Source organism: Ralstonia sp. 1B3, assembly GCF_036631435.1.
This window is the reverse complement of sequence record NZ_JAPNUG010000008.1, coordinates 21597-45722: the sequence shown is the minus strand read 5'-3', so window position 1 is coordinate 45722 and position 24126 is coordinate 21597. Positions and strand designations below refer to the sequence as shown.

The window sequence follows — 24126 nt, the reverse complement described above, 5'->3', positions numbered from 1 at the left end:
TGGTCTGCCGATTGATTAGATGGGAAATTTGCAACCGGTTGCAAATTCCGAGGGACGACCGGAATTGATCATTGGGGGCCATTTGCGGTGCACGTGCGTAGATGAATAGACGGCAGTGGCGTGGTGAGATGACGCACTTCGTACGCTCGAGATGGTGCGCGCTAGTCTTTGCGAGTCATGGTACATACTCTGTCGAACAAGGGTGTTGATCGCTGTATAGTATCTAAACCCAATTTGGGGCGACCCTAGCGTGGGGAAACAAAATGAGACGATGTGCCGCTCTTACGAGGTTTGGACGTCGTTGCTTAAATCACCCACGCCCCGGCACTGACTTCTGCGCCGTTCATCGTACCGAGGTTTCAGATAGCGCCGCTGTGGCGGCTGGTCTAGGTGCGTTGATCGGCAATGCGCTTCTCCCAGGTTTGGGCGGCGTGGTTTTGGGAGGACTCGCTGGCACGTTAGTGCGCGCTCAATATTTGGAGGGGAAAATGGCAAAGCCACGGGTATTCGTAAGCTTCGATTTTGACAATGATCGCGCGCTCAAGGATTTTATTCTCGGGCAGGCAAGATTGGCAGACTCTCCGTTTGAGGTGATCGACCACTCCTTGAAGGAAGCTGCACCCGAGCGAGACTGGGAAAGCAAAGCGCGCGCAGCGATCAGCCGATGCGATATCGTACTCGTGATGGTTGGGCGGCAGACCTATAAGGCCCAGGGTGTATTGAAAGAGGTAGCCATGGCGCGCAAAGCTGGCGTAAAGATCGTGCAGATTATCGGCTACAAGGATGGAAATTACACGCCGGTACCGGATGCTGGCCGCCTGTATGCCTGGAACTGGGACAACCTCAAGAAACTGTTGAGCTGACTCTGCAGTTGGGGACATTCCTCATGCGCAAGACCAAATCACCGGCCCCGTTCGGGCCTGATGTCCGGGCATTCATCAACGCTTTTGCTAGTGACATCGCGGATGGTGCGGCAGCGATCTTTGCCGGCGCTGGTTTGTCCGTAGGCAGCGGGTATGTGAATTGGGCAGAACTGCTACGAGACATCGCGGATGAGTTGGGGCTTGACGTTGATCGCGAAAGCAATCTTGTCGCCGTTGCTCAATATCACTTGAACGAACGGCGTAATCGGACGCGAATCAATCAGAAGATCATTGATGAATTTAGCGCCGGGCATGCCGTAAACGAGAACCATGAGGTCCTTGCACGTCTGCCGATTGCGACATTCTGGACAACCAACTACGACCGAATGATCGAGATGGCGCTTGAAAACGCTGGAAAAGTGGTCGACGTTAAGTACTCCGTGGAGCACTTGAAGAAGACGCAACGTGGACGCCAAGCTGTTGTCTACAAAATGCACGGTGATGTTAGCGATCCCGAGCACGCCGTGCTGACTAAGGATGACTACGAAGGATACTTCCGTGAGCGCGAGCCATTCGTAACGGCGCTTACCGGTGATCTCGTATCGAAGACGATGCTCTTTGTCGGGTTCAGCTTCACTGACCCCAACATCGACTATGTGATGAGCCGTATTCGGGTGGTGCTACGAAGCCAGCCCAAGCAGCACTATTGCATCTTGCGGCGAGAATCTCGAAGACCGCGAGAAAAGCTGGCGAGCTTCGAATACAGACGCCGCCAACAAGACTATTTCGTAAAGGACCTCGCGCGAATTGGCATCCACGCGTTGATGGTTGATGACTATAGCGACGTGACTCGCATCTTGCGCGGTGTCGAAGTTCGATATCGTACTCGCACGGTTTTCATTTCCGGCAGCGCTCACGAGTTCGATCCATGGTTGCCTGATGACGCGGGACGCTTCATGGAGTTGCTGAGTGCGGGTCTTGTTAGCAAAGGATTCAATGTAGTCACTGGCTTTGGTCTCGGTGTCGGCCCGTCAATTATCGCCGGTGCTCTTCACGAGATCCTGTCTCATCCGAAGCGGCATTCACACAATCAACTACAGGCCTTTCCGTTCCCGGTGGCTGATGGCTCCGCTTCAGCCCTTCGGCAGCTATATACCCAGCATCGCGAGCACATGATTGGGAAGGCCGGCATAGCCATCTTTCTGTTCGGGAATAAGCGCGATTCTCGAGGGAACATCGTTCTCGCAGATGGGATGCGTGAGGAACTTGCTATTGCACGGTCCAAAGGACTGCAGGTTGTCGCCGTCGGCTCGACGGGATGGATGGCACAAGAGATCGCGACTAGCTTGGCGGGAGCTATTGTGGAACGAAGCAAGGCGTTCAAGAAGGCATTTGCCGTCGCCAACGACCCAGGCGTTGATATTCCCTCTACAGTCCGCGCGGTGCTGACGATGGTTCATGAATATGCGAACCTCTGAAGAAATTCAGGGGAAAATTAAAAAAATAGCAGTGAGGGAAGAATGGCCAGGCGTTGCTTTTTCAGCTTTCATTACCAGGACGTGATCGACTTCCGGGCAAATGTTGTCCGAAATCACAACATTACCAAGGACGACAATGGTGGGTTCTTTGATGCGTCTATTTGGGAGAGCGCAAGGAAACAAGGTGATGTTGCGTTGAAACGTTTGATTAACGGCGGTCTAGAGAACACATCAGCGACAGTCGTGCTCATTGGTTCACAAACCTATGCGCGCCGCTGGGTTAGATACGAGGTCATGAGAAGCATCGAACGAGGAAATGTCGTGTTAGGTATCCATATCAACGGCATTCGAGATAAGTACGGGAAAAGCCACCCCAGGGGCCCAACCCTTTTGATTATCTAGGCTTGGAAGTCAGTGCCGATGGACGCACGGGTACGCCGACAGTGTGGGATGGTCAGAAGTGGGTGTACTACAGTGATTTACAAGCGTTCTCTATCAATGAGCAGCCCACCCATATGCGCGCGCAGAATCTGCAACTGAAGAATTGGTTGCGCACCTACGATTGGGTGGCTGACGATGGCTTCAATAACTTCGCTCGATGGGTCGCCTAGTCTTGTGAGGCGATGCCGCCCGTTCCTTGGCCTTAGCGGCCAGGGTTCACGGTGCGGTTCCGGTCACACCGGCCAACGACGCTTTCGACTCTGCGCCGCAGCCGGTTGTGATGGGGCTGGCAGCGTATCGCTTGTCCTATGTCCACATCGAAGGTGCCACGGGCGGGCCGCGCGATCACCAGCAGGGCGGCCAGCCATTCGACTATGCTGCCCTCAAGCAGGCCTATCGCGCTGCCAGTGGACCGGTCGCCTGGATGGTCAACAACAGCTACGACCGGGCACTGGCCGAACGGACCTCGTCGAGCGCCTGCGCCAGAGCGCGCCGCTGGCCATGGTCGATGCGGCCACGCTCTATAGCGGCGGCGAGCACGGCTACACCGACTATCCAACGTGGGATTGGCGTGAAGACGGACAAGGGCGTATTTGTCTGCCGATGTCCGGCTGGTCCTGCAAGCCGATTCAACATGCAAACCCACACCTCTTGCGAAGTGCGGGCTCTCTCTTTTTGCAACTGGTTGCAATCTTGAGCTGGTACACGCAACGTGGTACGTTTGACCTCCAGTGAGGGCTGCAAGTCATTGATCTATATGAAAAAGGGTGGGGTGCACGATACAGTCCCACCCTCTCCGCCAGCAGTAGCAAAAGCCCCTTGGTTTTACGACCAAGGGGCTTTTTGTTTGGCGTCTAGATTTGGTCTGGCGAAAAAACGTCGGCACCGGTGGTCACGCTGCGCCGCTGGCCGGCCCGCGCCAGCATGTTCTCAATCTGCTGATCTTTCTCCTCCCAGAGCTGGGCAAGCCAGCGGTGGAAATCGCTGCGGAAGGCGGCATCGGTGCTGTAGTCGTGCGTGCAGAAATCCGACGGGATCGGCAGTTCGCGAATATGCACCATCACGCGGCCGGCTTGGCCGCAGGCCAGTTGCCAGAAGCTCGGCGTGCCGTCCGGGTAGGCGATGCTGATATCGAGCAGCGACTGGAACCGCTCTCCCATGGCGTTGAGCGTCAGGGCCAGCGCGCCGGCCTTCGGCTTGAGCAGATGGCGATAGGGGGACGACTGCGTCCGGTGCTTTGCCGGCGTGTACCGCGTGCCTTCGGCAAAGTTCATGACGCTGGTCGGCACGTGGGCGAACTTGGCGCAGGCGCGACGCGTGGTTTCGCGGTCTTGATTGCGCAGTTCGGGGTGCTTGCGCAGCGCCGCCTTGGAGTGCCGCCGCATGAACGGAAAATCCAGCGCCCACCAAGCCAAGCCGATGACCGGCACGTAGATCAGCTGTTGCTTGAGAAAAACTTCAGCAGCGGGATACGCCGGTTCAACACACGCTGCAGCACGAAAATGTCCACCCAAGATCGATGGTTGCAATTGACCAGGTACCAGCCCGCGTAGCGCAGGTTGTCGGCGCCTTCCACGCTCCAGGGCTCGCGCTGCAGCACGCCGATCCAGGCGTTGTTACAGCCGATCCAGCACGTGGCGACCCAGTTGAGCATGGGATCGATCCGGCGGCGCACCGCGGTTGCCGGCACCAGTAGCTTGAACGCCGACAGCGCGAACAATGGCACGCTCCAGAACAGGGTGTTCAGGGCCAGCAGGATTGAGCTGAGCGTGCCCAGGACAAAGGCAGGCAGGACGCGAATCAAGGCACCTCCAATGAGCGCCGCCGCGTGGGTTCGGCAGGCAGGAATCGTGACGTTGCGAATATTTCAGCGTAGCGCGGATCGTCTGTCCAGACCATGCGCTGCGTCAGGATTCATGCTTCGTATCGCCAGGCCCAAAAAACCCTTGGTGTTGGCCAAGGGTTTTTCTTCCTGCTGTGGTGCGGCTCAGAACGAATCTCAGAACGAATGCTTCAGCCCCACACCCGCCAACACGGTCTTCGCGCCTGACGCCGTGCCGCCCGCAACGATGGAGGTCTTGAGACCTTCCAGCGGATCGGCCGTGCCTACCGCGCCTGCACTGACGTACACCAGCTGCGCATACAGCGTGGTGCGCTTCGAGAACGCGTAGTCATTGCTCAGCACGACCGACTTGGTCGAGCTGTCGTGGGCGCTGCTTTCGTACTTGCTGTAGTAGCCGGCCAGCGTGGCGGTATTGGCGGGGCTCCACTTGTAGTCGAGCCCGACGCCGATCGATTTGACGTCCGACACACGCTGTCCGGTCGGCGCGTTGTTGGTGACGCCGATGTAGTTCACCCGGCCCGTGAAGGCATTGAACGGCACGGCCACGCCTGCGCTCCACAGGCGGCTGAGGGTCTCGCCCGTGCCGCTGTCTGCGGTCGATTGATAGCCGAGACCGACTGTGAGCGGGCCCGTGTACGTGGCACCCAGCGACAGCTCATTGCCGCGCTTGAAGCTGCCGGCGGTCTCGCCAAATGAATAGGCAACGCCCAGCCACACCGGACCGAAGTTGTTGGAGTACTGCAGCGCATTGCCGATGAACACGCCCACGTCGTTGCCGGGGTTGGTACCGGCGCCCATCGCGTTGCCCGGGGCTGGGAGCTGGTTGTAGGCCCAGCCGTACAGGTTCGAGAACTGCTCCTTGAAGCCGCGCGCTTCCGTGCCGATCGTGCCGATGAGGGCCGGGCTGTACTGACGCCCCAGCGTGATGGCGCCCCAGTTGCCGCTCAGGCCGACGTTCGCTTGCCGGCGGAACAGTTCCGAGCTGAATCCCGGGCCCGTGGTCAGCGTGCCGGTGTCGCTGCTGAAATGGCCTTCAAGGTTGAAGTTGGCCTTCATGCCGCTGCCCAGGTCTTCAGACCCCTTGAGGCCCCAGATGCTTGGGCTGATGCCGCCGGAATGCATTTCCGTGATGCTGCCGCCGGCTGCACTGCGGTTTTGATACTGGAGTCCGGCATCGACGGTGCCGTAAATCGTGACCGACGATTGTGCGATGGCGCCACTCGCTGCACAGCCGAGGGCGGCTGCAATGGCGGTCAGGACGCAGGGTCGAAGGCGTGAGTTCTGCATGTTGTCTCCGTATTGTCGTTGTCTGATGCGTCCATTGAATTGGCTCGGACGCATGCGGTGTTGGCGCCAAACACGCGGGGGCGCGCTCAACGCCGGCGGGACTTTGCAATATGCATACCACGACGTTTGCAGCGCATTGCACGGAGTTGCAGCCCGTTGATTAACGTTTGCGGATGCCCGGGGCCGTGCGTGGGATGTAGCGTGGCGGGACAGTCGGTGCAACACATGTCCGCCGTCTGTTCAGCAATGGAGCATCCGCGATCAGGCGTTTGGGGCGCTCTGCATCCAGCGATCTTCAAGCTCGCGCCATGCGCGTCCGACGTTCAGAGCATGGCGCGGGCGGAAGTGGCGCCAGTCGCGATAAGCGTCGCCCGGGACATAGTCGAGCGCGCGGGCTGCGTCGCCGCCGTCTTCAATGGCGCGCGTGATCGTGCTGTCGAGCATGTCGAGATAGGCCAGCGTCGGCCGCAACATCTGCGCAGGCGTGCCGATGGCAGTGCCGACGACGATGTGGGCGGGCAGTTGCACAAGCGCATGCAGCGCATGCCGCCACCCGACCAGCGAACCCTCCTGCAGGTCCGGAATGCGCTGCCGATATGCCAGACCGCCCGTGCACAGCACGCCGCGCTGCGGCGCGTACAGCACCGTATCGGAGGCACTGTGCGCAGCCGTGCAGATGCGGACTTGCCACGCTGTCTTGCCGGTGTGCAGCCAATCGCCATCGCGCAGTGCCGGCTCGGGATAGACGATCTGCGTTTCATGCATGACGCGCGCACCGAGCAGGGCGGTCAGGCGTGCCAGACACGTTTCGCAACGCTGGCGCATCAGGTCGGCAGTGGCGGCGGACGCCAGGAAGGCCGGGCGCGGCTGCAGTTGTGCGAAGGCGGCGTTGGCCAGCACGTGCTCGGGGTGCGCGTGCGTGTTGATGACCCAGCGAATGGGCTCCGCCGTGATGTGCCGGATGGCCGCGATCAGATGGTGTCCCCATCGCGCATGCGGGCCAGGGTCGACCACGAGTACACCATTGCCTGTCGTGTGCACCAGCGTGGGCACGACTTCTCCCGCATTCGCGCGCGCGGCTTCTGCGTTGGCGGCGCGCGCAGCGCAGAGGCCGTCCTGCAGCCGCAACAGCGTGACGCGCGCGGGAGACGCCGACACCGTCTGGGCCGGATTGATCAGGGTCGCAAGCATGATGCGCATCCAGCGTCGCCGCGCGGGGTCTGGCGCCATGTCAGGGCGCCAGCGCGGCGTTCTCGTAACGTGGGTAGAAGCGGGTCACGTTGCGCACGTACTCCGCTGGCATGCCACCCCACTGCGCGTAGGGCGCGTCTACCGGCATCGCAATCACCTCGGCCAGGTCGCGTCCTTCGGTTGCCGCGCGGCGCATGCGGGCATCGAGCCACTGCAGGTACTGACGTGTCTGCGCGATGGCATCTGCCTTGCCCAGCGCCGGCCCGTGGCTGGGAATCAACACGCGCGCCCCGCTGTCGGCAACGATCTTCTGCAGCCGATCGAGACTCGCCAGCCAATGCGCAATGTTGGCGTGCGGCGTGGTGGGAATCCGGTCTCGAAAGGCAATGCCGCCGGCAAAGACCACACCGCTGGTCCGGTCCACCACCACGAGGTCGTCATCGGTATGTCCGTCGAGACGGATGAGGTCGATGTGATGGCGCCCCATGGTGCGTGTGCCGGGCGTCAATGGCGTGCCGGGCGGTGTCGATACCGTGTTCTGCATCCAGGCGCCGCAGATGCGGTAGAGATTGTCGGCATAGGCCGCGCCTTCGCGTTGCGCACCGGCGATGGTGCCGGGCAGCGCTTGCGTACCGACATCCGCATAGGCCTGGTTGCCGAAGAAATAGTCGGGGTGCAGGTTCAGGTTGAACACCCAGCGCACCGGCGCCGATGTGACCGTGCGGATGGCCTGGCGCTGCTGCTCGCCGTACAGCATCGAAGGCCCTGTGTTGATGACGAGCACGCCCTCGCCGGTATCAATGAAGCCGGTGTTGATGATGTTGCAGCCGTTGCGCGCAGAGAAATCCGCGTTGGCGCCTTCGAGCACCCAGACGTCGGGCGCAACCGCGTGCGGCACGAGGTGGTAATCGAGGCCCTCAGCCCGTGCGATGGCAGCCAGCATCGCAAGACACAGGAGGAGGCCAAACCGTTGGTGGCGTCGGCTCATCGTGTCACCTGCGCGCGGATGCGGTTGCCGTTGTTGTCGACGCCAGCCACGCTGATGCCGCGCTCAACAGGACCGTCCAGATCGAACGAGAAGATCGGGTTCTCGGCCACCGGCTCGTACAGCGCCATTTCAAGCATGGGCTGACGCCTGGCATCGAGCAGGCTGAGCTGCTCGATATGGAAGGACGGAATGCCCGCCACGAGGCCGGTGTCCATTGGGTGCATCACGCGCACGCGGATGCGGCTGCCGGCGCCGTTGAAGCCAGGAAACACACGCGACTCGACCTGGTTCAGCGTGGTGCTCCACGTGGCGTTCTGGCGGGTGGCGCCGGGCAGCGTGCAGCCACCGCCGGTGGCGTCCACCTGGAAGGTGCCGACATGCCAGACACCGTCCGGCGTGCGTGCGGCCACGCGCACCGGAGAAGCCTCCTGCAGCTTGAACCGGAACGACAGCGCCGGGCGTACGTGCGTCGGCGCGAATTCCAGCACCTTGCGGATCGGGTTGCGGTCGACCGCGACGACAATGCGCTCCACCTTGCCCAGCGCCGACGCGTCGAACGCAATCGGCACCTGCATCGCGTCTTCCGCAAATGCCGGCCCGGTGATCCTGATGCGGCTGTCGAACGTCGTCCGCGCCGTGCCAAACATCTCCTGACGAATCGTCGGCCACAGCGGCGAGCCGGCGGGGTCGATGTCCGTATCGGCGCAGGCCTGCCAGGACAGGCACGCAACGGCCAGCGCGGCAGCGGCATGGAGGGGAGCCGTTCTCATCGTGTGTCTAGCAAGGTTTGGATGAGAGCGCCGCGTTGCGAAAGTCGTGCCATGCGCGTCCTGTGCGCACATGCGCCTCCATCGGCTGTTCAGGCGATGGGGCGTTGAGCTTTGCAACACCCAGTGTTCCATTCTGGAGCAGTCTCACAAGCGGAATGGCATGAACAGTTGATTCGAAGGGCATGCAGCATCCGCCGCAGGGGATGGCCCGGGTTTTGCAGATGACGACCGGACACAGCGCAGACAACGACGCTGCGGTCATCACTCAAACATCAGGAGACAACCCATGCGTTACGCTCATCCCGGCACTCCCGGCGCCATCGTTTCGTTCAAGCCGCGCTATGGCAATTTCATCGGTGGCGAGTTCGTGTCGCCGGTCAAGGGCCAGTACTTCACCAACACGACCCCGGTGACGGGCGAGGTGATCGGCGAATTCCCGCGCTCGACTGCTGAAGACATCGACCGCGCGCTCGACGCCGCGCATGCTGCCGCTGACGCCTGGGGCCGCACCTCGGTGCAGGACCGCTCGCTGATCCTGCTGAAGATCGCCGACCGCATCGAGCAGAACCTCGAACTGCTGGCCGTGACTGAAACGTGGGACAACGGCAAGCCCGTGCGTGAAACGCTGAACGCCGACATCCCGCTGGCCGTGGACCACTTCCGCTACTTCGCGGGCTGCATCCGCGCGCAGGAAGGCTCCGCTGCCGAGATCAACGAGCACACCGTGGCGTATCACATCCACGAACCGCTGGGCGTGGTCGGCCAGATCATTCCGTGGAACTTCCCGCTGCTGATGGCCGCCTGGAAGCTGGCGCCGGCACTGGCTGCGGGCAACTGCGTGGTGCTCAAGCCGGCCGAGCAGACACCGCTGGGTATCTGCGTGCTGATGGAGCTGATTGGCGACCTGCTGCCGGCGGGCGTGCTCAACGTCGTGCACGGCTACGGCAAGGAAGCCGGCGAGGCACTCGCCACCAGCAAGCGCATCGCCAAGATCGCCTTTACGGGCTCGACGCCGGTCGGCTCGCACATCATGAAGTGCGCGGCTGAGAACATCATTCCGTCGACGGTGGAGCTGGGCGGCAAGTCGCCCAACATCTACTTCGAAGACATCATGCAGGCCGAGCCGAGCTTCATCGAAAAGGCCGCCGAAGGCTTGGTGCTGGGCTTCTTCAACCAGGGCGAGGTGTGCACATGCCCGTCGCGCGCGCTGGTGCAGGAATCCATCTACAGCCGCTTCATGGATGCGGTGATGACCAAGGTGGCCGCCATCAAGCGCGGTGACCCGCTCGACACCGAAACCATGGTCGGCGCGCAGGCTTCGGAGCAGCAGTTCTACAAGATCCGCAGCTACTTGGAGATCGCGCAGGAAGAAGCGCCGAATGCCTGGTCGGCGGCGATGTGGAAGTGCTGCCCGGCAATCTGTCGAAGGGCTACTACATCAAGCCGACGCTGCTCAAGGGCGACAACAGCATGCGCGTGTTCCAGGAAGAAATCTTCGGCCCGGTGATTGCCGTGACGACCTTCAAGGACGAAGCGCAGGCTCTGCAGATCGCCAACGACACCGATTTCGGCCTGGGCGCCGGTCTCTGGACGCGCGACATCAACCGCGCCTATCGCGTGGGCCGTGCCATCAAGGCAGGGCGCGTGTGGACGAACTGCTACCACCTGTATCCGGCGCATGCAGCGTTCGGTGGCTACAAGAAGTCGGGCGTGGGCCGCGAGACCCACAAGATGATGCTCGACCACTACCAGCAGACCAAGAACCTGCTGGTGAGCTACGACACCAAGCCGCTGGGCTTCTTCTGATGGTGTAGCAGGACGGCTGGCGCACGGTCATCGACACCCGTGCGCCAGCCGCTGACCTGCGAGGCAAAGACCCCGCAGGCGAAAAAGAAGAGGAGACATGGCCATGCGCCCACACATGCACTGCCGCGACGCGCGCAGGTGTCTACCCCATTGCCGCTGATTCCCTGCCGGGAATCGCCATCGCCACGCCTGTTCCTGGAGACGCGCCATTGACGCACCCGGGCACGGCGAGCGTGAAACACCAGGAGGCACTTCGTGCATTCGAATACCAGCCGTTCGGGGAAGCGCGCGTGCCGTGCGCGCAATGTCGCGCCGCGCCTTGCTGGCGGGGTGGCTGCGCTTGCTGCCGTGGGGCTTTGCGCGCCGGCGTTTGCGGAAGACCAGATCGTCGCGGTGGCGTTGCCCACCGCCCAGGTCGTCGGCTCGACCCCGATCGACAGCATTGGCGTGCCGCTGTCGCAATTTCCTGCCAATGCCCAGCGCGTGAGCGCGACGGATGCCCGCGAGCAGCGCAGCTCGAACCTGGCTGACTTGCTCAACGACAACCTCGGCCAGGTCAGCATCAGCAACGGAGCGGGCAACCCGTACCAGAACGACATCAACTACCGTGGGTTTCAGGTGTCTTCGCTGCTGGGCGTGCCCATTGGCGTGTCGGTCTACTTTGACGGCGTGCGGATGAACGAGCCCTTCGGCTCCATCGTGAACTGGGATCTGATTCCCATGAACGCGATGTCCAGCGTCAACATCCTGCCGGGCTCCAATCCGATGTTCGGCCTCAACACCCTGGGCGGCGCGCTGGTCGTCAACACGAAGAACGGCAAGGACAACGCCGGCACGTCGATCGAGGCGCTGGGCGGGTCGTTTGGCCGCCGTGCGCTGAGCTTCGAGACGGGCATCGTCGACAAGGCACACGGCACCGATTACTTCGTCGCCGGTAACGTCGACCGGCAAGACGGCTTTCGCGATCACTCGGGTTCGAACGTCAAGCAACTGTATGGAAAAGCGCGGTGGCACGGCAACGACGGCGCTACCCAGCTCGAGCTGTCGGCCGCACTTGCAGACACGTCGCTGAGCGGCACGCAGTCGTTGCCGATGGACATGATGGCCAACCGCAGTGCCGCCTATACGTGGCCCGACACCATCTCAAACCGGATGGCGCTGCTGAACCTGAAGGGCAGCCATTGGTTGAACGACACCAACCAGCTGGCTGGCAGCGTCTACTACCGCAAGGCCAGCCTTCACAACGTCAACAGCAATGCGCAGCTCGACGACGGCTGCTTTAACGACGACGGCTCGCTGGCAACGACCACCGCTGGCGGCATCACCACGTACAAATGCGCGAACAAGGCGCCCAACGGCACAGCGGTGAATGCCGTGACCGGCGCGAATGCGCTGGCGCTCGGCTACGGCCGCTGGAGCAACGCCATCAACACGAGCGTCGTTGATTCCGCCACGCATGAGGACACGGTGGGTACGTCCCTGCAGTGGTCGAATTTCAGCCAACTGGCGGGACGCAACAATACGTTCACCTTCGGTGGTGCGTTCGACCATTCACGCATCACGTACGACCAGACCACCTACCTCGCACGGTTGATCAACTACCAGGCCGTGGTGACGCCCAATCAGGCGTACGGATTCACCGCCAATGGATTGGCGCCGTCGGCATCGAACCCGGCATTGTTCACTGGCAGCAACGTCATCGGTGCGGTCAACCTGTCGTCGAACGTCAACAACTTCAGCCTGTACTTCACCGATACGTTGAGCGTGACGGAAAAGCTGAGCGTGACCGCATCGGGCAGCTTCAACTACACCACGCTCAACCAGGGCGGCGCCAACAACCGGTACCTGAACGAAGACGGCGGTTATTCCTGGACGGACGAGGTCTCGGGCGTGTCGTACTACAACCCCGGCTACGTCAACGCCTATCGGTACTCGAATTCGGGTGCGGGCGCAGCGTCGGCTCCGAACGGTATCCCGGCAGGAGCGGTGGCCGGGCCGGAAACCAACAGCCTGGCCGGCTCGCACCGCTACCACCGGTTCAATCCGGCATTGGGCTTCAACTACGACCTGGGCGCGGGGCAGGGCATCTTCGGCAGTTACAGCGAATCGATGCGAGCACCGACATCGATCGAATTGTCTTGCGCCGATCCGAACAGCCCATGCTCGCTGCCAACCGGGTTCAACGGCGATCCGGACCTGAAGGCCGTGGTGGCCAAAACCATCGAGTTCGGCGGCCGCGGAAAGCTGGGCAAATCCACCTACTGGAGCGCGTCTGTCTACGACTCGCGGCTCAGCAATGACATCCAGTTCATCGCCACGTCAAACACGTACGGCTACTTCGCCAACGTCGGCAAGACGGAGCGGCGCGGCTTTGAGCTGGGCGCAAGCACGAAGATCGAGAGGTGGTCGCTGTCGGCCAACTTCGGCTACGTCGACGCGATCTACAAGTCGGCATTCACCACGGCCAGCGGTCAGAACGTCGTCAGCGGCAACAAGATCCCGGGCATCCCCGCGAAGACGCTCAAGCTCGGCGCGTCGTACGCCTTCAGCCCGAACCTGTCGATGGGCGGGAACGTGATCCTGGTCAGCAAGCAGATCGCGCACGGCAACGAAAGCAATGCCGACCCGAACGGCGAGGTGCCTGGCTATGGCCTCGTCAATCTGAACCTGCATTACAAGCCGACGAAACACCTCGAGATTTCGGCCTACATCAGCAACCTGTTCAACAAGCGCTATTCCACGTACGGCCTGTCGGGCATGCGGAGCATCTACACGCTCGAGACGCAGCAATTCATGACGCCCGCGCCGCCGCGTGCGATCTGGATTGGCCTGACGTATTCGTTTGGAGGCAAAACCGCGGGTGCCGACGCGGATTGAGCCCCTCAGAAGAGACCATCATGAACGCACTGACCTTTTACCTCCGGATCGCCACGCTGCTCTGCGTGGGCTGGGTATCGACGCTCCAGGCGGTTGCCGTGGTGCCGGACCCCGTCGCCTATGTCACCAATCAGGGCGGTGGCGTCACGGTGCTGAACGCACACACGCTTAAACGGCTCGACGAGATTGCCGTGGGCAAGGACCCGCGCGGCCTCGCTGTCACGCCCGACGGCCGCTGGCTGCTGACGGCCAACCAGGGCAGCGCCGATGTGTCGGTGGTCGACACGGCCACGCGCAAGGAGGTCAAGCGCATCGCGGTCGGCAGGAATGTCGAGTTCATGCGCATCTCGCCCGATGGCCGCCGGGCGTTCGTCACGTACGAGCCATCCTCGGAAGGCGGGCCGCCAGGCAAGAACAATCCAGGCAAGAAAGAAGGGGACGATGAGAAGGACGAAGCCCCCGCTGAAGTCGCGATCATCGATCTCAGCCAGTGGGTGGTCGTCGGTCGCATCAAGGCTGCACGCGAGACCGAAGCCATCGAGTTTTCCCCGGCCGGCACGTTGCTGCTGGTGGCCAACGAGGGAGACAACACGGTCGGCGTTTATGAGCTGTCGACGCTCAAGCAGATCCGTCGCGTGGATGTCGCACCGTTCGGCAATCGGCCGCGCGGCATCAAGATCGCGCCGGACGGAAAGACCTATGTGGTGACGTTGGAAAACTCGAACAACCTGTTATTGCTGGATGCCGGTTTCAACCCGATCAAGAGCGTGCCGACGGGCCAGGGGCCATACGGTGTCGCGTTCGACCGGGAGGGTCGATATCTCTGGGTGGCCGCCAGCCGCGCAGATCAGCTGCAGGTGTTCGATGCCCGCACCTTTGCGCCGGTGGCTGCCATTCCGGTCGGCAAGCGCTGCTGGCATTTCAGCTTCACTCCGGGGGATCAGAAGCTGCTACTCGCGTGCGGCCGCTCGAACAGTGTGCAGGTGATCGACCCGCAGAAGCGCGAGGTTGTCGATGCGCTGCCGGGCTACAAGCTGCCGTGGGGCGTGGTGACGTATCCGACATCGGTGGGCAGCCTCGATGCGCCGCGCTGATCGAGCCGCCCATGCGCTCGCCCCGCCTACGCGGGCCTGCCGATCGCCTTGCATTGGGTGAGTGCGCTGCTGCTTTGCAGCCTGTTCGCGCTGGGCTTCTACATGACAGGTCTGGCCAAGGGCGCGCCCGGGAAGTCCGCCTTGGTGAATCTGCACAAATCGCTCGGCCTGACGGCGGCGCTGGTGATCGCGTGGCGCGTGGTTGTGCGCGTCCGCCGTGCTGCGCCACCGTCCATTCCGGGGCTGCACTGCTGGGAGACGGAGCTTGCGCGCATCACGCACCGTTTGCTCTACATGTGCATGGTCGTCATGCCGGTGTCGGGCTATCTCGGGTCTTCGTTCAATCAATACGGAACGCGCTTCTGGGGCGTGCCGCTACCGCGTTGGGGCTGGGTCGACAGCGCGCTGCAACACATGTTCTACACGGTGCACAGCACGACGGCGGACCTGCTGCTCTGCCTGGTGGTGCTGCACGTTGCCGGGGTGATCAAGCACCAGTGGTTCGATGCGCAGCGGTGTGTGCAGCGCATGTTGCCGGCCGGCGCACGCGCGCTGTAAGCCGTGGACTTTGCGCGGGCCGCGTTCATGGCGTTGCTCCATTTCGCAACAGAACAAACGATGTGTTGCGGTATGGCACGCAACACCGCACTGCAAGTCGCCTGAAACCCCGGTTTTACGGCGTTTTTCGATGGCACGGGATTTGCCCTGAGTCCGACCGGTGTGACATCACACTGCCGGACCTGGACCATAAAGAGAGGTAGAGGAGACAAGAATGAGGACACTACGAGTGATTGCACTTGCGGCTGCCATGGCGGCAGCAAGTGTTGCCGTGCACGCGGCAACGCCCCCGTTACCGATGCCATGATCGAGAACGACGCGAAATCGTCGAACGACGTGCTGACCTGGGGCATGGGTACGCAAGGGCAGCGCTTCTCGTCGCTCACCAAAATCAACACGAAGAATGTCAGCCAGCTGGTACCGGCATGGTCGTTTTCGTTTGGCGGTGAGAAGCAGCGCGGGCAGGAGGCCCAGCCGCTGATCTACAACGGCAAGATGTTCGTCACGGCGTCGTATTCGCGCATCTACGCAATCGACCTGAAGACCGGCAAGAAGCTGTGGAAGTACGAGCAGCGTCTGCCGGAAGGCATCATGCCCTGCTGCGACGTCGTCAACCGCGGCGCCGCGCTGTACGACAACCTGGTCATCTTCTCCACGCTGGATGCGCAGCTGATCGCGCTCAACCAGGACACCGGCAAGATCGTCTGGAAAGACAAGATCGAGGACTACGCCGCGGGCTACTCCACGACCGCTGCACCGCTGATCGCGAAAGGCATGGTGCTGACGGGCGTGTCGGGTGGCGAGTTTGGCGTGGTGGGCCGCGTGGAAGCGCGCGATGCCAAGACCGGCCAGTTGATCTGGTCGCGCCCGACCGTCGAAGGCCACATGGGCTACAAGTACGACAAGGACGGCAACAAGACCGAGAACGGCATGACGGGCACGCTCAACGCCAGCTGGCCCGGCGAGACGTGGAAGACCGGTGGCGCATCGACGTGGCTGGGCGGGACCTATGACCCGCAGACCAACCTGGTGTACTTCGGTACCGGCAACCCGGGCCCGTGGAACAGCCATCTGCGCAAGGGCGACAACCTGTATTCGTCTTCCACGCTGGCCATCAACCCGGACACCGGCAAGATCGTCTGGCACTACCAGAACACGCCAAACGACGGCTGGGATTTCGACGGCGTGAACGAGTTCGTGACGTTCGACATGGACGGCAAGCGCGTCGGCGGCAAGGCTGACCGCAATGGCTTCTTCTACGTGAACGACGCCAAGACCGGCAAGCTGCTCAACGCGTTCCCGTTCGTGAAGGTCAACTGGGCCACCAGCATCGACCTCAAGACCGGCCGTCCGAACTACACACCTGACCACCGTCCGGGGGATCCGGCCGAAGCAACGGGTGAAGAGAAGAAGGGCAAGGCGGTATTTGCCGAGCCGGGCTTCCTGGGCGGCAAGAACCAGATGCCGATGGCATACAGCCCGCAAACCGGCCTGTTCTACGTGCCCGCCAACGAGTGGGGCATGGACATCTGGAACGAACCCGTCAGCTACAAGAAGGGCGCCGCTTACCTGGGTGCCGGCTTCACCATCAAGCCGCTCAATGAGGACTACATCGGCGCGCTGCGCGCCATCAACCCGAAGACCGGCAAGATCGAATGGCAGATCAAGAACAACGCGCCGCTGTGGGGCGGTGTGATGACGACTGCCGGCGGCCTGGTGTTCTGGGGCACGCCCGAAGGCTATCTGAAGGCGGCCGATGCCAAGACCGGCAAGGAACTGTGGCAATTCCAGACCGGCAGCGGCATCGTCGCGCCGCCCGTCACGTGGGAAGACAACGGCGAGCAGTTCGTCGCCGTGGTGTCCGGCTGGGGCGGTGCAGTGCCTCTGTGGGGCGGTGAAGTGGCCAAACGCGTGAACTTCCTGGAGCAGGGCGGTTCGGTTTGGGTGTTCAAGCTGCATAAAAACTAAGTCTGTCTGTGCCGGGCTGTGCGCTCCCAACCGCGCACAGCCCGCATGGCCGGTTCTGCGCCGGCCCACAGCGTTATGGAGTCCAGAAAGTCATGATGTACAAGGGAATGTTTTCGCTGTTGGCGCTTGCGTCGACGGCCGTCTATGCCGCCCCCGATATGCAATCCATCGCCGAGAAGAACGGATGCTTCTCGTGCCACAGCATGCAGACCAAGATCGTTGGGCCGGCCTTTATTGATGTAGCCGCAAAGTACAAGGGAGACGCAGAAGCGCCCGCGCGGCTTGCCCAGAAAGTGCGCGACGGCGGCAAGGGCGTGTGGGGCCGCATCCCCATGCCCGCGCATCCGAACCTCAAGGAAGATGAGGCGAAGCAACTGGTGGCCTGGGTACTGAGTTCAGGCTCGTGAGTTTCTACGGTGTTCGCAAATGAGAAAGGGCCGGCAATGACCGGCCCTCTCTCATTTGCAGGATTGCGCGCTATGGCTGCGTGAGCTGGCGCGAATTGGCATCGGTCCGGAAGACGATGGGAACCTCTCCGGTGCGCGTGTCGCGCATCTGCCCGAACCCGTTCATCGCAGCCATCCGGCCTTGCAGGACCACCTTCTGCAGCGCGCCGTGATCTGCCGATTTTCCACACACCGGATCCGTGCGCGCCGCGTCGCCGGTCAGCAGATAAGCCTGACAGCGGCAGCCGCCCGCGTCTTCCTCGCGCGACTCGCATGACTGGCACGGCTCGGGCATCCAGTGCGTGCCGCGAAAGCGCTGGAAGGCGTCGCTGCTTCGCCAGATGTCGCGCAGCGGCTGGCTGAGCACGTTGGGCAGCTCCAGCCCGGGCAGCATGCGCGCGGAGTGGCAGGGCAGCGCAACGCCATCCGGCGCAATGCCGAGAAACGTCGTACCCCAGCCGTTCATGCACTTCTTCGGGCGCTGCTCAAAGTAGTCGGGCACGACGTAGAGCAACTGGCATCGGCTGCCGATGCGTGTCCGGTAGTCGTTCACCACAGCCTCGGCCTCGCGCAGCTGCTCCAGGGTGGGCATCAGCGCCAGGCGGTTCTCCCATGCCCAGCCGTAGTACTGCGTGTTCGCAAGTTCGAGGTACTCGGCGCCGATCTCCAGTGCCATGTCGATGATGGCCCCCACGTGCGGCAGGTTGTGCCGGTGCATCACGCAGTTCATCACCATCGGATATCCATGGGCCTTGATCAGATCGGCCACGCGGCGCTTCAGGTCAAAGGTGCGCGTGCTGGAGAGAAAGTCGTTCAGCTCGCGCGTGGAGTCCTGGAACGACAGCTGGATATGGTCGAGCCCCGCGGCCCGCAACGCCCCGAGCCGCGCATCGGTCAAGCCAACCCCTGACGTCACGAGGTTCACGTAGAACCCCAGCCCGTGCGCATGCGCGACCAGCGTTTCGAGATCCTTGCGCAACAGCGGTTCGCCGCCCGACAGCCCGAGCTGCACGGCGCCCAGCGCCCGGGCCTGGGTGAACACATCGCACCACTGCTCGGTGGTGAGCTCCTGATCGTGCAGCGTGTAGTCGACGGGGTTGGAGCAGAAGGCGCAATGCAGCGGGCAGCGATAGGTCAGCTCGGCCAGCAGCCAGAGCGGCGGACCGGGCACCGGCGTCGCTGCGGGCGCCAGCAGCGATTCGGCTTCAAACGAGCCAGCCGCGTTCGAATGCATGTTTGACAAAGGCGTGGACCTCGGAGCGATGCCCTGCACGCCAAAGGCGGATTGCAGGTCGTCGATCAGCATGTCGAGGGTATGGGCGCCGTCGCAGCGCTGCAGGATCGCGGCGGCGCTGTCGTTGAGGGTGACCATGCCTTCGGGGTACAGCAGCACCCAGCTCTGCTGCATGTCTTCCCACTGCAGCCGGAAGGTCCGGTGCAGCATGGGGTGGGCCGGATCAGGCAAGGGAGGGCTCATATGCGTGGGCCTGTTGAATGGCATCGAGCATCGACCAGAGGATGTCGAGCTTGAACTGCAGGATGTCCAGTGCACGCTGTTGCTGCTCGGGCGTGCGGAAGTAGTCGAGTGTCACGCGCAGGCCGTGTTCCACGTCGCGCGAGGCCAGCGGAATGCGCGAGCGGAAGTACGCCAGCCCTTCCGGCTGCACCCATGGATAGTGCTCGGGCCAGCCCGCGAGCCGTTCCTTGTGGATGTCCGGCGCGAACATCTCCGTGAGGGAGGAGCACACCGCTTCCTGCCACGGCGCACGGCGCGCGAAGTTCACGTAGGCATCCACCGCAAAGCGCACGCCCGGCAGCAGATGCCGGTGCGACCACAGTGCGTCGCGCGTGAGGCCAACGGCTTCGCCCAGCCGCACCCAGCTCTCGATGCCGCCCGGCTGCACGTCGTCGCCGTCGTGGTCATGGATCCGGACGATCCACTCGCGGCGTGTTGCGCGGTCAGGGCAGTTGGACAGGATGGCTGCATCCTTGAGCGGGATGTTGACCTGGTAGTAGAAACGGTTGGCCACCCAGGTGCGGATTTCCTCTGGCGTGCATTCACCGGCGCGCATGCGCAGGTTGAACGGATGATGGATGTGATAGCCCGCCTGCTTCGCGCGCAGCCGCGCTTCGAAGTCTTCGGCGGTCCAGGCAACAGGATGTGTCATAGCGAGATTTCCATGCCGTCGTAAGCCACCTCGATGCCGTGCGCCTCCAGCTCCCGGCGCTGCGGCGAATCTTCATCGAGGATCGGGTTGGTGTTGTTGATGTGGATGAGCACCTTGCGCGTTGCCGGCAGCTGGTCGAGCACTTCGATCATGCCGCCGGGGCCGGATTGCGCGAGGTGGCCCATGTCGGCGGCCGTCTTGGTGGAAAAACCCAGGGCGAGCATCTCGTCGTCTTGCCAGCACGTGCCGTCCACCAGCACCACGTCGGCCGCGCCAAGTTCGTCGAACACATGCGGCTCGACGCGCGCCAGACCCGGTGCGTAGAACGCACGCCGGCCGCTCTTGCGGTCGACGATGCGCAAGCCGATGTTGTCGCCCAGGCGGCGCGCGTTGCGGCTGGGCGAGTAGGGCGGCGCCTTGCTCTCCAGCGGGATTGCCGTCAACGCCACGTCGTCGAGTGGCGGCACCGAGAACGCCGTGCCGTCCAGGGCCAGCGCGCGCGTGTCGAGCCCGCAGTAGTGCGACAGCATGCGCGTGAGCGGGAAGGCGGTCGACAGATCGCTGATGACCGCTGCGCTGGCATAGACCGGCAGCGCTTGCCGATGCTCGCGCAGCATCAGGAGGCCGGTCACGTGGTCGATCTGCGCATCCATCAGTACGACGCCGACGATGCCCGTATCACGCGGCGCGCGCGCCGGTTGCAGCGCCGGTGAACTGCGCAGTTGCGCGAGGATGTCCGGCGAGGCGTTCACCACGATCCAGTTGTGCTGGCCGTCGCCGAGTGCGATGGAAGACTGCGTGCGCGGGGTGGCGCGCACGGTGCCGCGCCGCACACCGTCGCAGTTGCGGCAGTTGCAGTTCCACTGCGGGAAGCCGCCGCCGGCGGCCGAGCCGAGAACCCTGAGTATGGTCATGATGCAAATCCAACGTGTCGGGCGGATTGAGCAAGAAGTCGGCCAGGGCATGGCGCTAAGGCATGCGCGTGCGCGCCGAAAAAGAAGCCCGCCGTGAAGAACCGGCGGGCTCGTGGAGCCTTGCGTGCTCAGCCGCGCAGCATCAGCGGTTGGCGATGTACATGGTGATTTCGAACCCGAGTCGCAGTTCGGTATAGGCGGGCGTCGTCCAGTTCATGTCTCCTCCTTGAGGGTTGGCATAGTTAGTGAGTGCACTGCGTTGTTCAGCGGTTGTGCAGGCGTTTGCCGGGCGCAACCGCATCGTCATCAAGGCAACATCCATGCCCACTTCCGACTGGCCGACCACCTCCGCCTGCTTCAACCTGCGCACGCCGGATGGCCACTGTCTGCATGTGCGCCAATGCGGGCCCGACAGCGGCGAACCGTGGCTGGTGTTGCATGGCGGGCCGGGCAGCGGCTGCGCGCCGTCCATGGCCGCGTGGTTCGATCCGCTGCGGCATCGCGCTGTGCTGCCGGACCAGCGCGGCGCGGGGCGTTCGCGACCGGCCGGCACGCTACGGCGCAATACGGTGAGCGCGCTGCTGGCCGATCTGGAGCAGTTGCGCATGGCGCTCGGCATTGCGCGCTGGGGCGTGGTCGGCGGGTCATGGGGCGCAGCGCTGGCGCTGGCCTACGCCGATCGTTTTCCCGATGCCGTATCGGCGCTGGTGCTGCGCGGCGCCTTCCTGACCGGTTTCGACGATGTGCAGACGCTGTTCAACGCGCGCGGTGCCGGTCGTGATCTCTTGCGAGGCATCCACGCGCGGGGCGAGGGTTTTCCCGCGGCCCGTGGTCGCCTTCTCGTTGCAACAGACATGTTGCAGGCTGGTACAGCTGTTCAGAAATTGAACATCGCCCGCGCGTGGCAACGTGCGGAACATCGGCTGTTGGGGCTGCGGCCGCAGGCACGCCGCCAAACCTGGCCAGAACAACTGACGCTGGCGTGCAAGTACCAGTTGCAGGCGCACTACCTGTATCGGCGGGCGGGGCTCGGGAAATCCGCGTTGTTGAGAGCGGCTGTGCGCATCGGCGCGAGAGGTTTGCCCGTGACACTGCTGCATGGGCAGGAAGACAACGTTTGCCGGCCCGGGAATGCGCTGCGATTGTCTGCAGCGATACCGCATGCGCGGTTGGTGTGGGTGCCAGGCGGGCACCTGGCGGTGGGAGAGATGGCGCAGGCGCTGCGCGTCGCCATCAGCGCGTCGGCGTGGTCAGTCGGTATCTGAAGGCAAGCCGCCGGCTTCGTCGATCCTGCGGTAGATCGTGTTGCGTGAAATGCCGAGCGCCTTCGCAGCGGCAGAGATGTTGCCGTTATGCGCCTTCACGGCCGCCATGATCGTCATGCTTTCCACATCGGCAAGCCGCTTGGGCTGCGTGCCGCCGGCGCTTTGAGTGACAGGCGTTGCAGCCGCTGCCGATGCTCCGGCCGCCGCGGTGTCCGTAGCCGGCTGGTCGCCATGGCGCGCCTGCCAGTCTTCAAGAAAATCGTCGGGCAGATGATCTTCGGTGATTTCCGGAGCGCCTTCGGCCATCAGCCGAGCCGTGCGCAGCAGATTGCCGAGCTGGCGAATGTTGCCCGGCCAGTGGTAGCTGCGGAACATCTGCATGACGGGCTCGCTGATAGGGGGCGCGTCGGCCTGCTCGAGCTTCAGCAGCTTGTTGGCCACCACGTCGAGGTCGGTGCGCTCGCGCAATGCCGGCAGGCGCACGACCAGCCCGTTCAGGCGGTAATACAGGTCTTCGCGGAACTGCCCGCTGGCCACCATCTCGCGCATGTTGCGGTGGGTCGCGCACACGACGGTCACATCCACCTGGATCAGCTTGTTGCTGCCCAGCGGCGAGACCGCACGCTCTTGCAGCGCGCGCAGCAGGCGGGCTTGCAGGTGCAGCGGCATGTCGCCGATCTCGTCGAGGAACAGCGTGCCGCCATTGGCCAGCACCATCTTGCCGATGCCGCCTTTCTTGCGCGCGCCCGTAAAGGCGCCTTCTTCGTAGCCGAACAGTTCGGATTCAATCAGCGCTTCCGGAATCGACGCGCAATTCACGGCGATGAAGGGGCCGGCATGGCGCGGGCTGTCGGCGTGGATGGCGCGCGCGAGCAGTTCCTTGCCGGTGCCGGTTTCGCCGAGAATCATGACGGGAATGTCCTTGCCGATGACCTTGCGCAGCTTGCCGATCACGGTCTGGATCTGTGCGTCGCCGGTGTCCAGCGCCTCCAGGCTGGCCGGCTGCCGAGACGGCTCGATGTAGGCCCGGCGCGGTGCCGTGTCCCGCTCGGTCGACAGATCGGCCCCGATCGCGCCGCCAACCATGCGGTTGGCCGGTTGCTTCCACTCCACGCGCGCAAACACCTTGACGCCGCTGGGCAGCTGCAACTGCACGATGCCTGCCGCCGCACTGCGTTCCCGGTCGATCAACTGCGACATCGACAGGCCGAACAGCGACGAAAAGGTATGCGCATGCAGCGCGCGGATCGACAGCCCAAGCTGGAATTCGCCGCTGCGGTTGGCCGACAGGAAGCGCCCCGCCGGCGTGAAGGCCGCAATGCCCTCGACCAGCGTGCCGATGAATTCCGGTCGCGAGTGGAAGTGGATGCACACCACGTCCTGGAACGTGTTGGCAAACAACTGGTTCTCGATCATCTGCGCCGACATGCGCACCAGCGCCATGGTGTGCTTGTGGAAGCCGCGATGATCGCCCGTCACATCCAGCGCGCCCACGGTGGCGCCGTACGGATCGAAGATCGGCGCACACGAACAGGTGAGGAACTGGTTGGCTTGCAGGTAATGTTCCGAGCCGTGGACCAGCGTGGGTTTGCTCTCGGCCAGCGCCGTGCCGATGGCGTTGGTGCCCCGGCTCGCTTCCGACCACAGCGCGCCGGGCTGCAGCGCCACCTTGCTGGCCTGAGCGAGGAAATCGTCGTCCCCCATCGAATGCAGGATCAGGCCCGACGTGTCGGTCAGGATCACCATGCTCTGCGTGTTGACGATCTGGCTGTAGAGCGTCTCCATCACCGGCAGCGCGTGCGTGAACAGCGACTGGCTGCGCTCGATCTCCGTCTTCAGCTCGCTGTGCAGCACCGGGCAGAAGTCGGGCGACTCGTACGGCCGCAAGCCATAGGACTTGGATCGCTCGTGGGACTGCGCGATCAGCTCGGGCTGATCGTTCGGGGTGTCACCGAGCGTGGCCGGGGCGTTCTCGGAAGCGCGCAGGTCGGCTGCCGCGTGAGGGGTCATGGTGTATGTCTCCTTAAACCTCGCCCGCAATCTGTGTGCGGGTCGCCCGGATCGCCTCATTTAACCAGCGGACGAACCGGAAGTGTTGCGCCATGAAGCAAGACCCTTGCCAGGGTGTTGCATTCCTGAGCACCTGTGCCAACCCACCCATCGGATCTC

General features: G+C 63.1%; 18 protein-coding genes and 4 pseudogenes. 12 read left to right on the top strand and 10 right to left on the bottom strand.

What is annotated here, in order from left to right; translation table 11 throughout:
- The first annotated feature begins 395 nt into the window (after positions 1–395).
- From OWR21_RS02020 to OWR21_RS02000, 5 genes and pseudogenes are all read left to right on the top strand, one after another.
- Positions 396–863: a TIR domain-containing protein gene (locus tag OWR21_RS02020; RefSeq protein WP_332394479.1), complete on the top strand. Its 468-nt coding sequence runs from the start codon at positions 396–398 to the stop codon at positions 861–863.
- 23 nt (positions 864–886) lie between these two features.
- A complete protein-coding gene (locus tag OWR21_RS02015; protein WP_332394478.1) occupies positions 887–2341 on the top strand; it encodes an SIR2 family protein in 1455 nt (484 codons plus the stop codon).
- 81 nt (positions 2342–2422) lie between these two features.
- The gene (locus tag OWR21_RS02010) at positions 2423–2743 is read left to right on the top strand and encodes a TIR domain-containing protein (protein WP_332394477.1); all 321 of its coding nucleotides are present in this window, start codon (positions 2423–2425) and stop codon (positions 2741–2743) included.
- Positions 2744–2745: 2 nt separating this feature from the next.
- On the top strand, positions 2746–2952 hold the full coding sequence (locus OWR21_RS02005; protein WP_332394476.1) for a hypothetical protein: 207 nt from the start codon (positions 2746–2748) through the stop codon (positions 2950–2952).
- Between the two features lie 59 nt (positions 2953–3011).
- Positions 3012–3349 (top strand): annotated as a pseudogene (locus OWR21_RS02000) (alkene reductase); the annotation flags it as partial.
- Positions 3350–3636: 287 nt separating this feature from the next.
- On the opposite strand, the pseudogene OWR21_RS01995 reads toward OWR21_RS02000, so the two are convergent.
- The 5 genes and pseudogenes from OWR21_RS01995 to OWR21_RS01975 all read right to left on the bottom strand — a co-directional run bounded on the left by OWR21_RS01995 (position 3637) and on the right by OWR21_RS01975 (position 8861).
- Positions 3637–4586, bottom strand: a pseudogene (locus OWR21_RS01995) (acyltransferase).
- Between the two features lie 195 nt (positions 4587–4781).
- Complete coding sequence (locus OWR21_RS01990; RefSeq protein WP_316873059.1) at positions 4782–5912, bottom strand: porin; 1131 nt, start codon at positions 5910–5912, stop codon at positions 4782–4784.
- A gap of 261 nt (positions 5913–6173) precedes the next feature.
- Positions 6174–7103: an MBL fold metallo-hydrolase gene (locus OWR21_RS01985; protein ID WP_332394475.1), complete on the bottom strand. Its 930-nt coding sequence runs from the start codon at positions 7101–7103 to the stop codon at positions 6174–6176.
- A 40-nt stretch (positions 7104–7143) separates the two neighbouring features.
- Complete coding sequence (locus OWR21_RS01980; protein ID WP_332394474.1) at positions 7144–8091, bottom strand: quinoprotein relay system zinc metallohydrolase 1; 948 nt, start codon at positions 8089–8091, stop codon at positions 7144–7146.
- Complete coding sequence (locus tag OWR21_RS01975) at positions 8088–8861, bottom strand: quinoprotein dehydrogenase-associated SoxYZ-like carrier (protein WP_332394473.1); 774 nt, start codon at positions 8859–8861, stop codon at positions 8088–8090. The genes OWR21_RS01980 and OWR21_RS01975 overlap by 4 nt, the downstream gene beginning before the upstream one ends.
- A 286-nt stretch (positions 8862–9147) precedes the next feature.
- Between OWR21_RS01975 and exaC the strand changes: the two are divergent.
- From exaC to OWR21_RS01945, 6 genes and pseudogenes are all read left to right on the top strand, one after another.
- A pseudogene (exaC, locus tag OWR21_RS01970) lies at positions 9148–10667 on the top strand (acetaldehyde dehydrogenase ExaC).
- Positions 10668–10922: 255 nt separating this feature from the next.
- Positions 10923–13544 (top strand): TonB-dependent receptor domain-containing protein, encoded by a 2622-nt coding sequence (locus OWR21_RS01965; RefSeq protein ID WP_332394472.1) that lies wholly within the window; start codon positions 10923–10925, stop codon positions 13542–13544.
- Between the two features lie 20 nt (positions 13545–13564).
- Positions 13565–14638 carry a beta-propeller fold lactonase family protein gene (locus OWR21_RS01960; protein ID WP_332394471.1) on the top strand — a complete coding sequence of 358 codons (1074 nt, stop codon included), beginning with the start codon at positions 13565–13567 and terminating at the stop codon, positions 14636–14638.
- A gap of 57 nt (positions 14639–14695) precedes the next feature.
- On the top strand, positions 14696–15196 hold the full coding sequence (locus OWR21_RS01955) for a cytochrome b (RefSeq protein ID WP_332394506.1): 501 nt from the start codon (positions 14696–14698) through the stop codon (positions 15194–15196).
- A 214-nt stretch (positions 15197–15410) separates the two neighbouring features.
- Positions 15411–17164, top strand: a pseudogene (locus OWR21_RS01950) (PQQ-dependent methanol/ethanol family dehydrogenase).
- 95 nt (positions 17165–17259) lie between these two features.
- Positions 17260–17571, top strand: coding sequence for a c-type cytochrome (locus OWR21_RS01945; RefSeq protein ID WP_147214096.1), 312 nt, complete (start codon positions 17260–17262; stop codon positions 17569–17571).
- A gap of 70 nt (positions 17572–17641) precedes the next feature.
- Here OWR21_RS01945 and pqqE read toward each other — a convergent pair whose 3' ends face one another.
- The 4 genes from pqqE to pqqA form a co-directional block, all read right to left on the bottom strand.
- The gene (pqqE, locus tag OWR21_RS01940) at positions 17642–19054 is read right to left on the bottom strand and encodes a pyrroloquinoline quinone biosynthesis protein PqqE (protein WP_332394470.1); all 1413 of its coding nucleotides are present in this window, start codon (positions 19052–19054) and stop codon (positions 17642–17644) included.
- A 13-nt stretch (positions 19055–19067) separates the two neighbouring features.
- A complete protein-coding gene (gene pqqC, locus OWR21_RS01935; protein WP_147214065.1) occupies positions 19068–19778 on the bottom strand; it encodes a pyrroloquinoline-quinone synthase PqqC in 711 nt (236 codons plus the stop codon).
- The gene (pqqB, locus tag OWR21_RS01930) at positions 19775–20692 is read right to left on the bottom strand and encodes a pyrroloquinoline quinone biosynthesis protein PqqB (protein ID WP_147214064.1); all 918 of its coding nucleotides are present in this window, start codon (positions 20690–20692) and stop codon (positions 19775–19777) included. Before pqqB ends, pqqC begins: the two co-directional genes overlap by 4 nt.
- A 142-nt stretch (positions 20693–20834) precedes the next feature.
- The gene (gene pqqA / locus OWR21_RS01925; protein WP_009277446.1) at positions 20835–20909 is read right to left on the bottom strand and encodes a pyrroloquinoline quinone precursor peptide PqqA; all 75 of its coding nucleotides are present in this window, start codon (positions 20907–20909) and stop codon (positions 20835–20837) included.
- A 103-nt stretch (positions 20910–21012) separates the two neighbouring features.
- On the opposite strand from pqqA, the gene OWR21_RS01920 reads away from it, so the two are divergent.
- Positions 21013–21957, top strand: a complete 945-nt coding sequence (locus OWR21_RS01920; RefSeq protein ID WP_332394469.1) for an alpha/beta fold hydrolase — start codon at positions 21013–21015, stop codon at positions 21955–21957.
- On the opposite strand, the gene OWR21_RS01915 is transcribed toward OWR21_RS01920, so the two are convergent.
- Entirely contained in the window at positions 21943–23967 is a 2025-nt protein-coding gene (locus tag OWR21_RS01915) for a sigma-54-dependent Fis family transcriptional regulator (protein ID WP_316889700.1), read from the bottom strand. The two genes, OWR21_RS01920 and OWR21_RS01915, sit on opposite strands and share 15 nt — an antisense overlap.
- Positions 23968–24126: the final 159 nt, after the last annotated feature.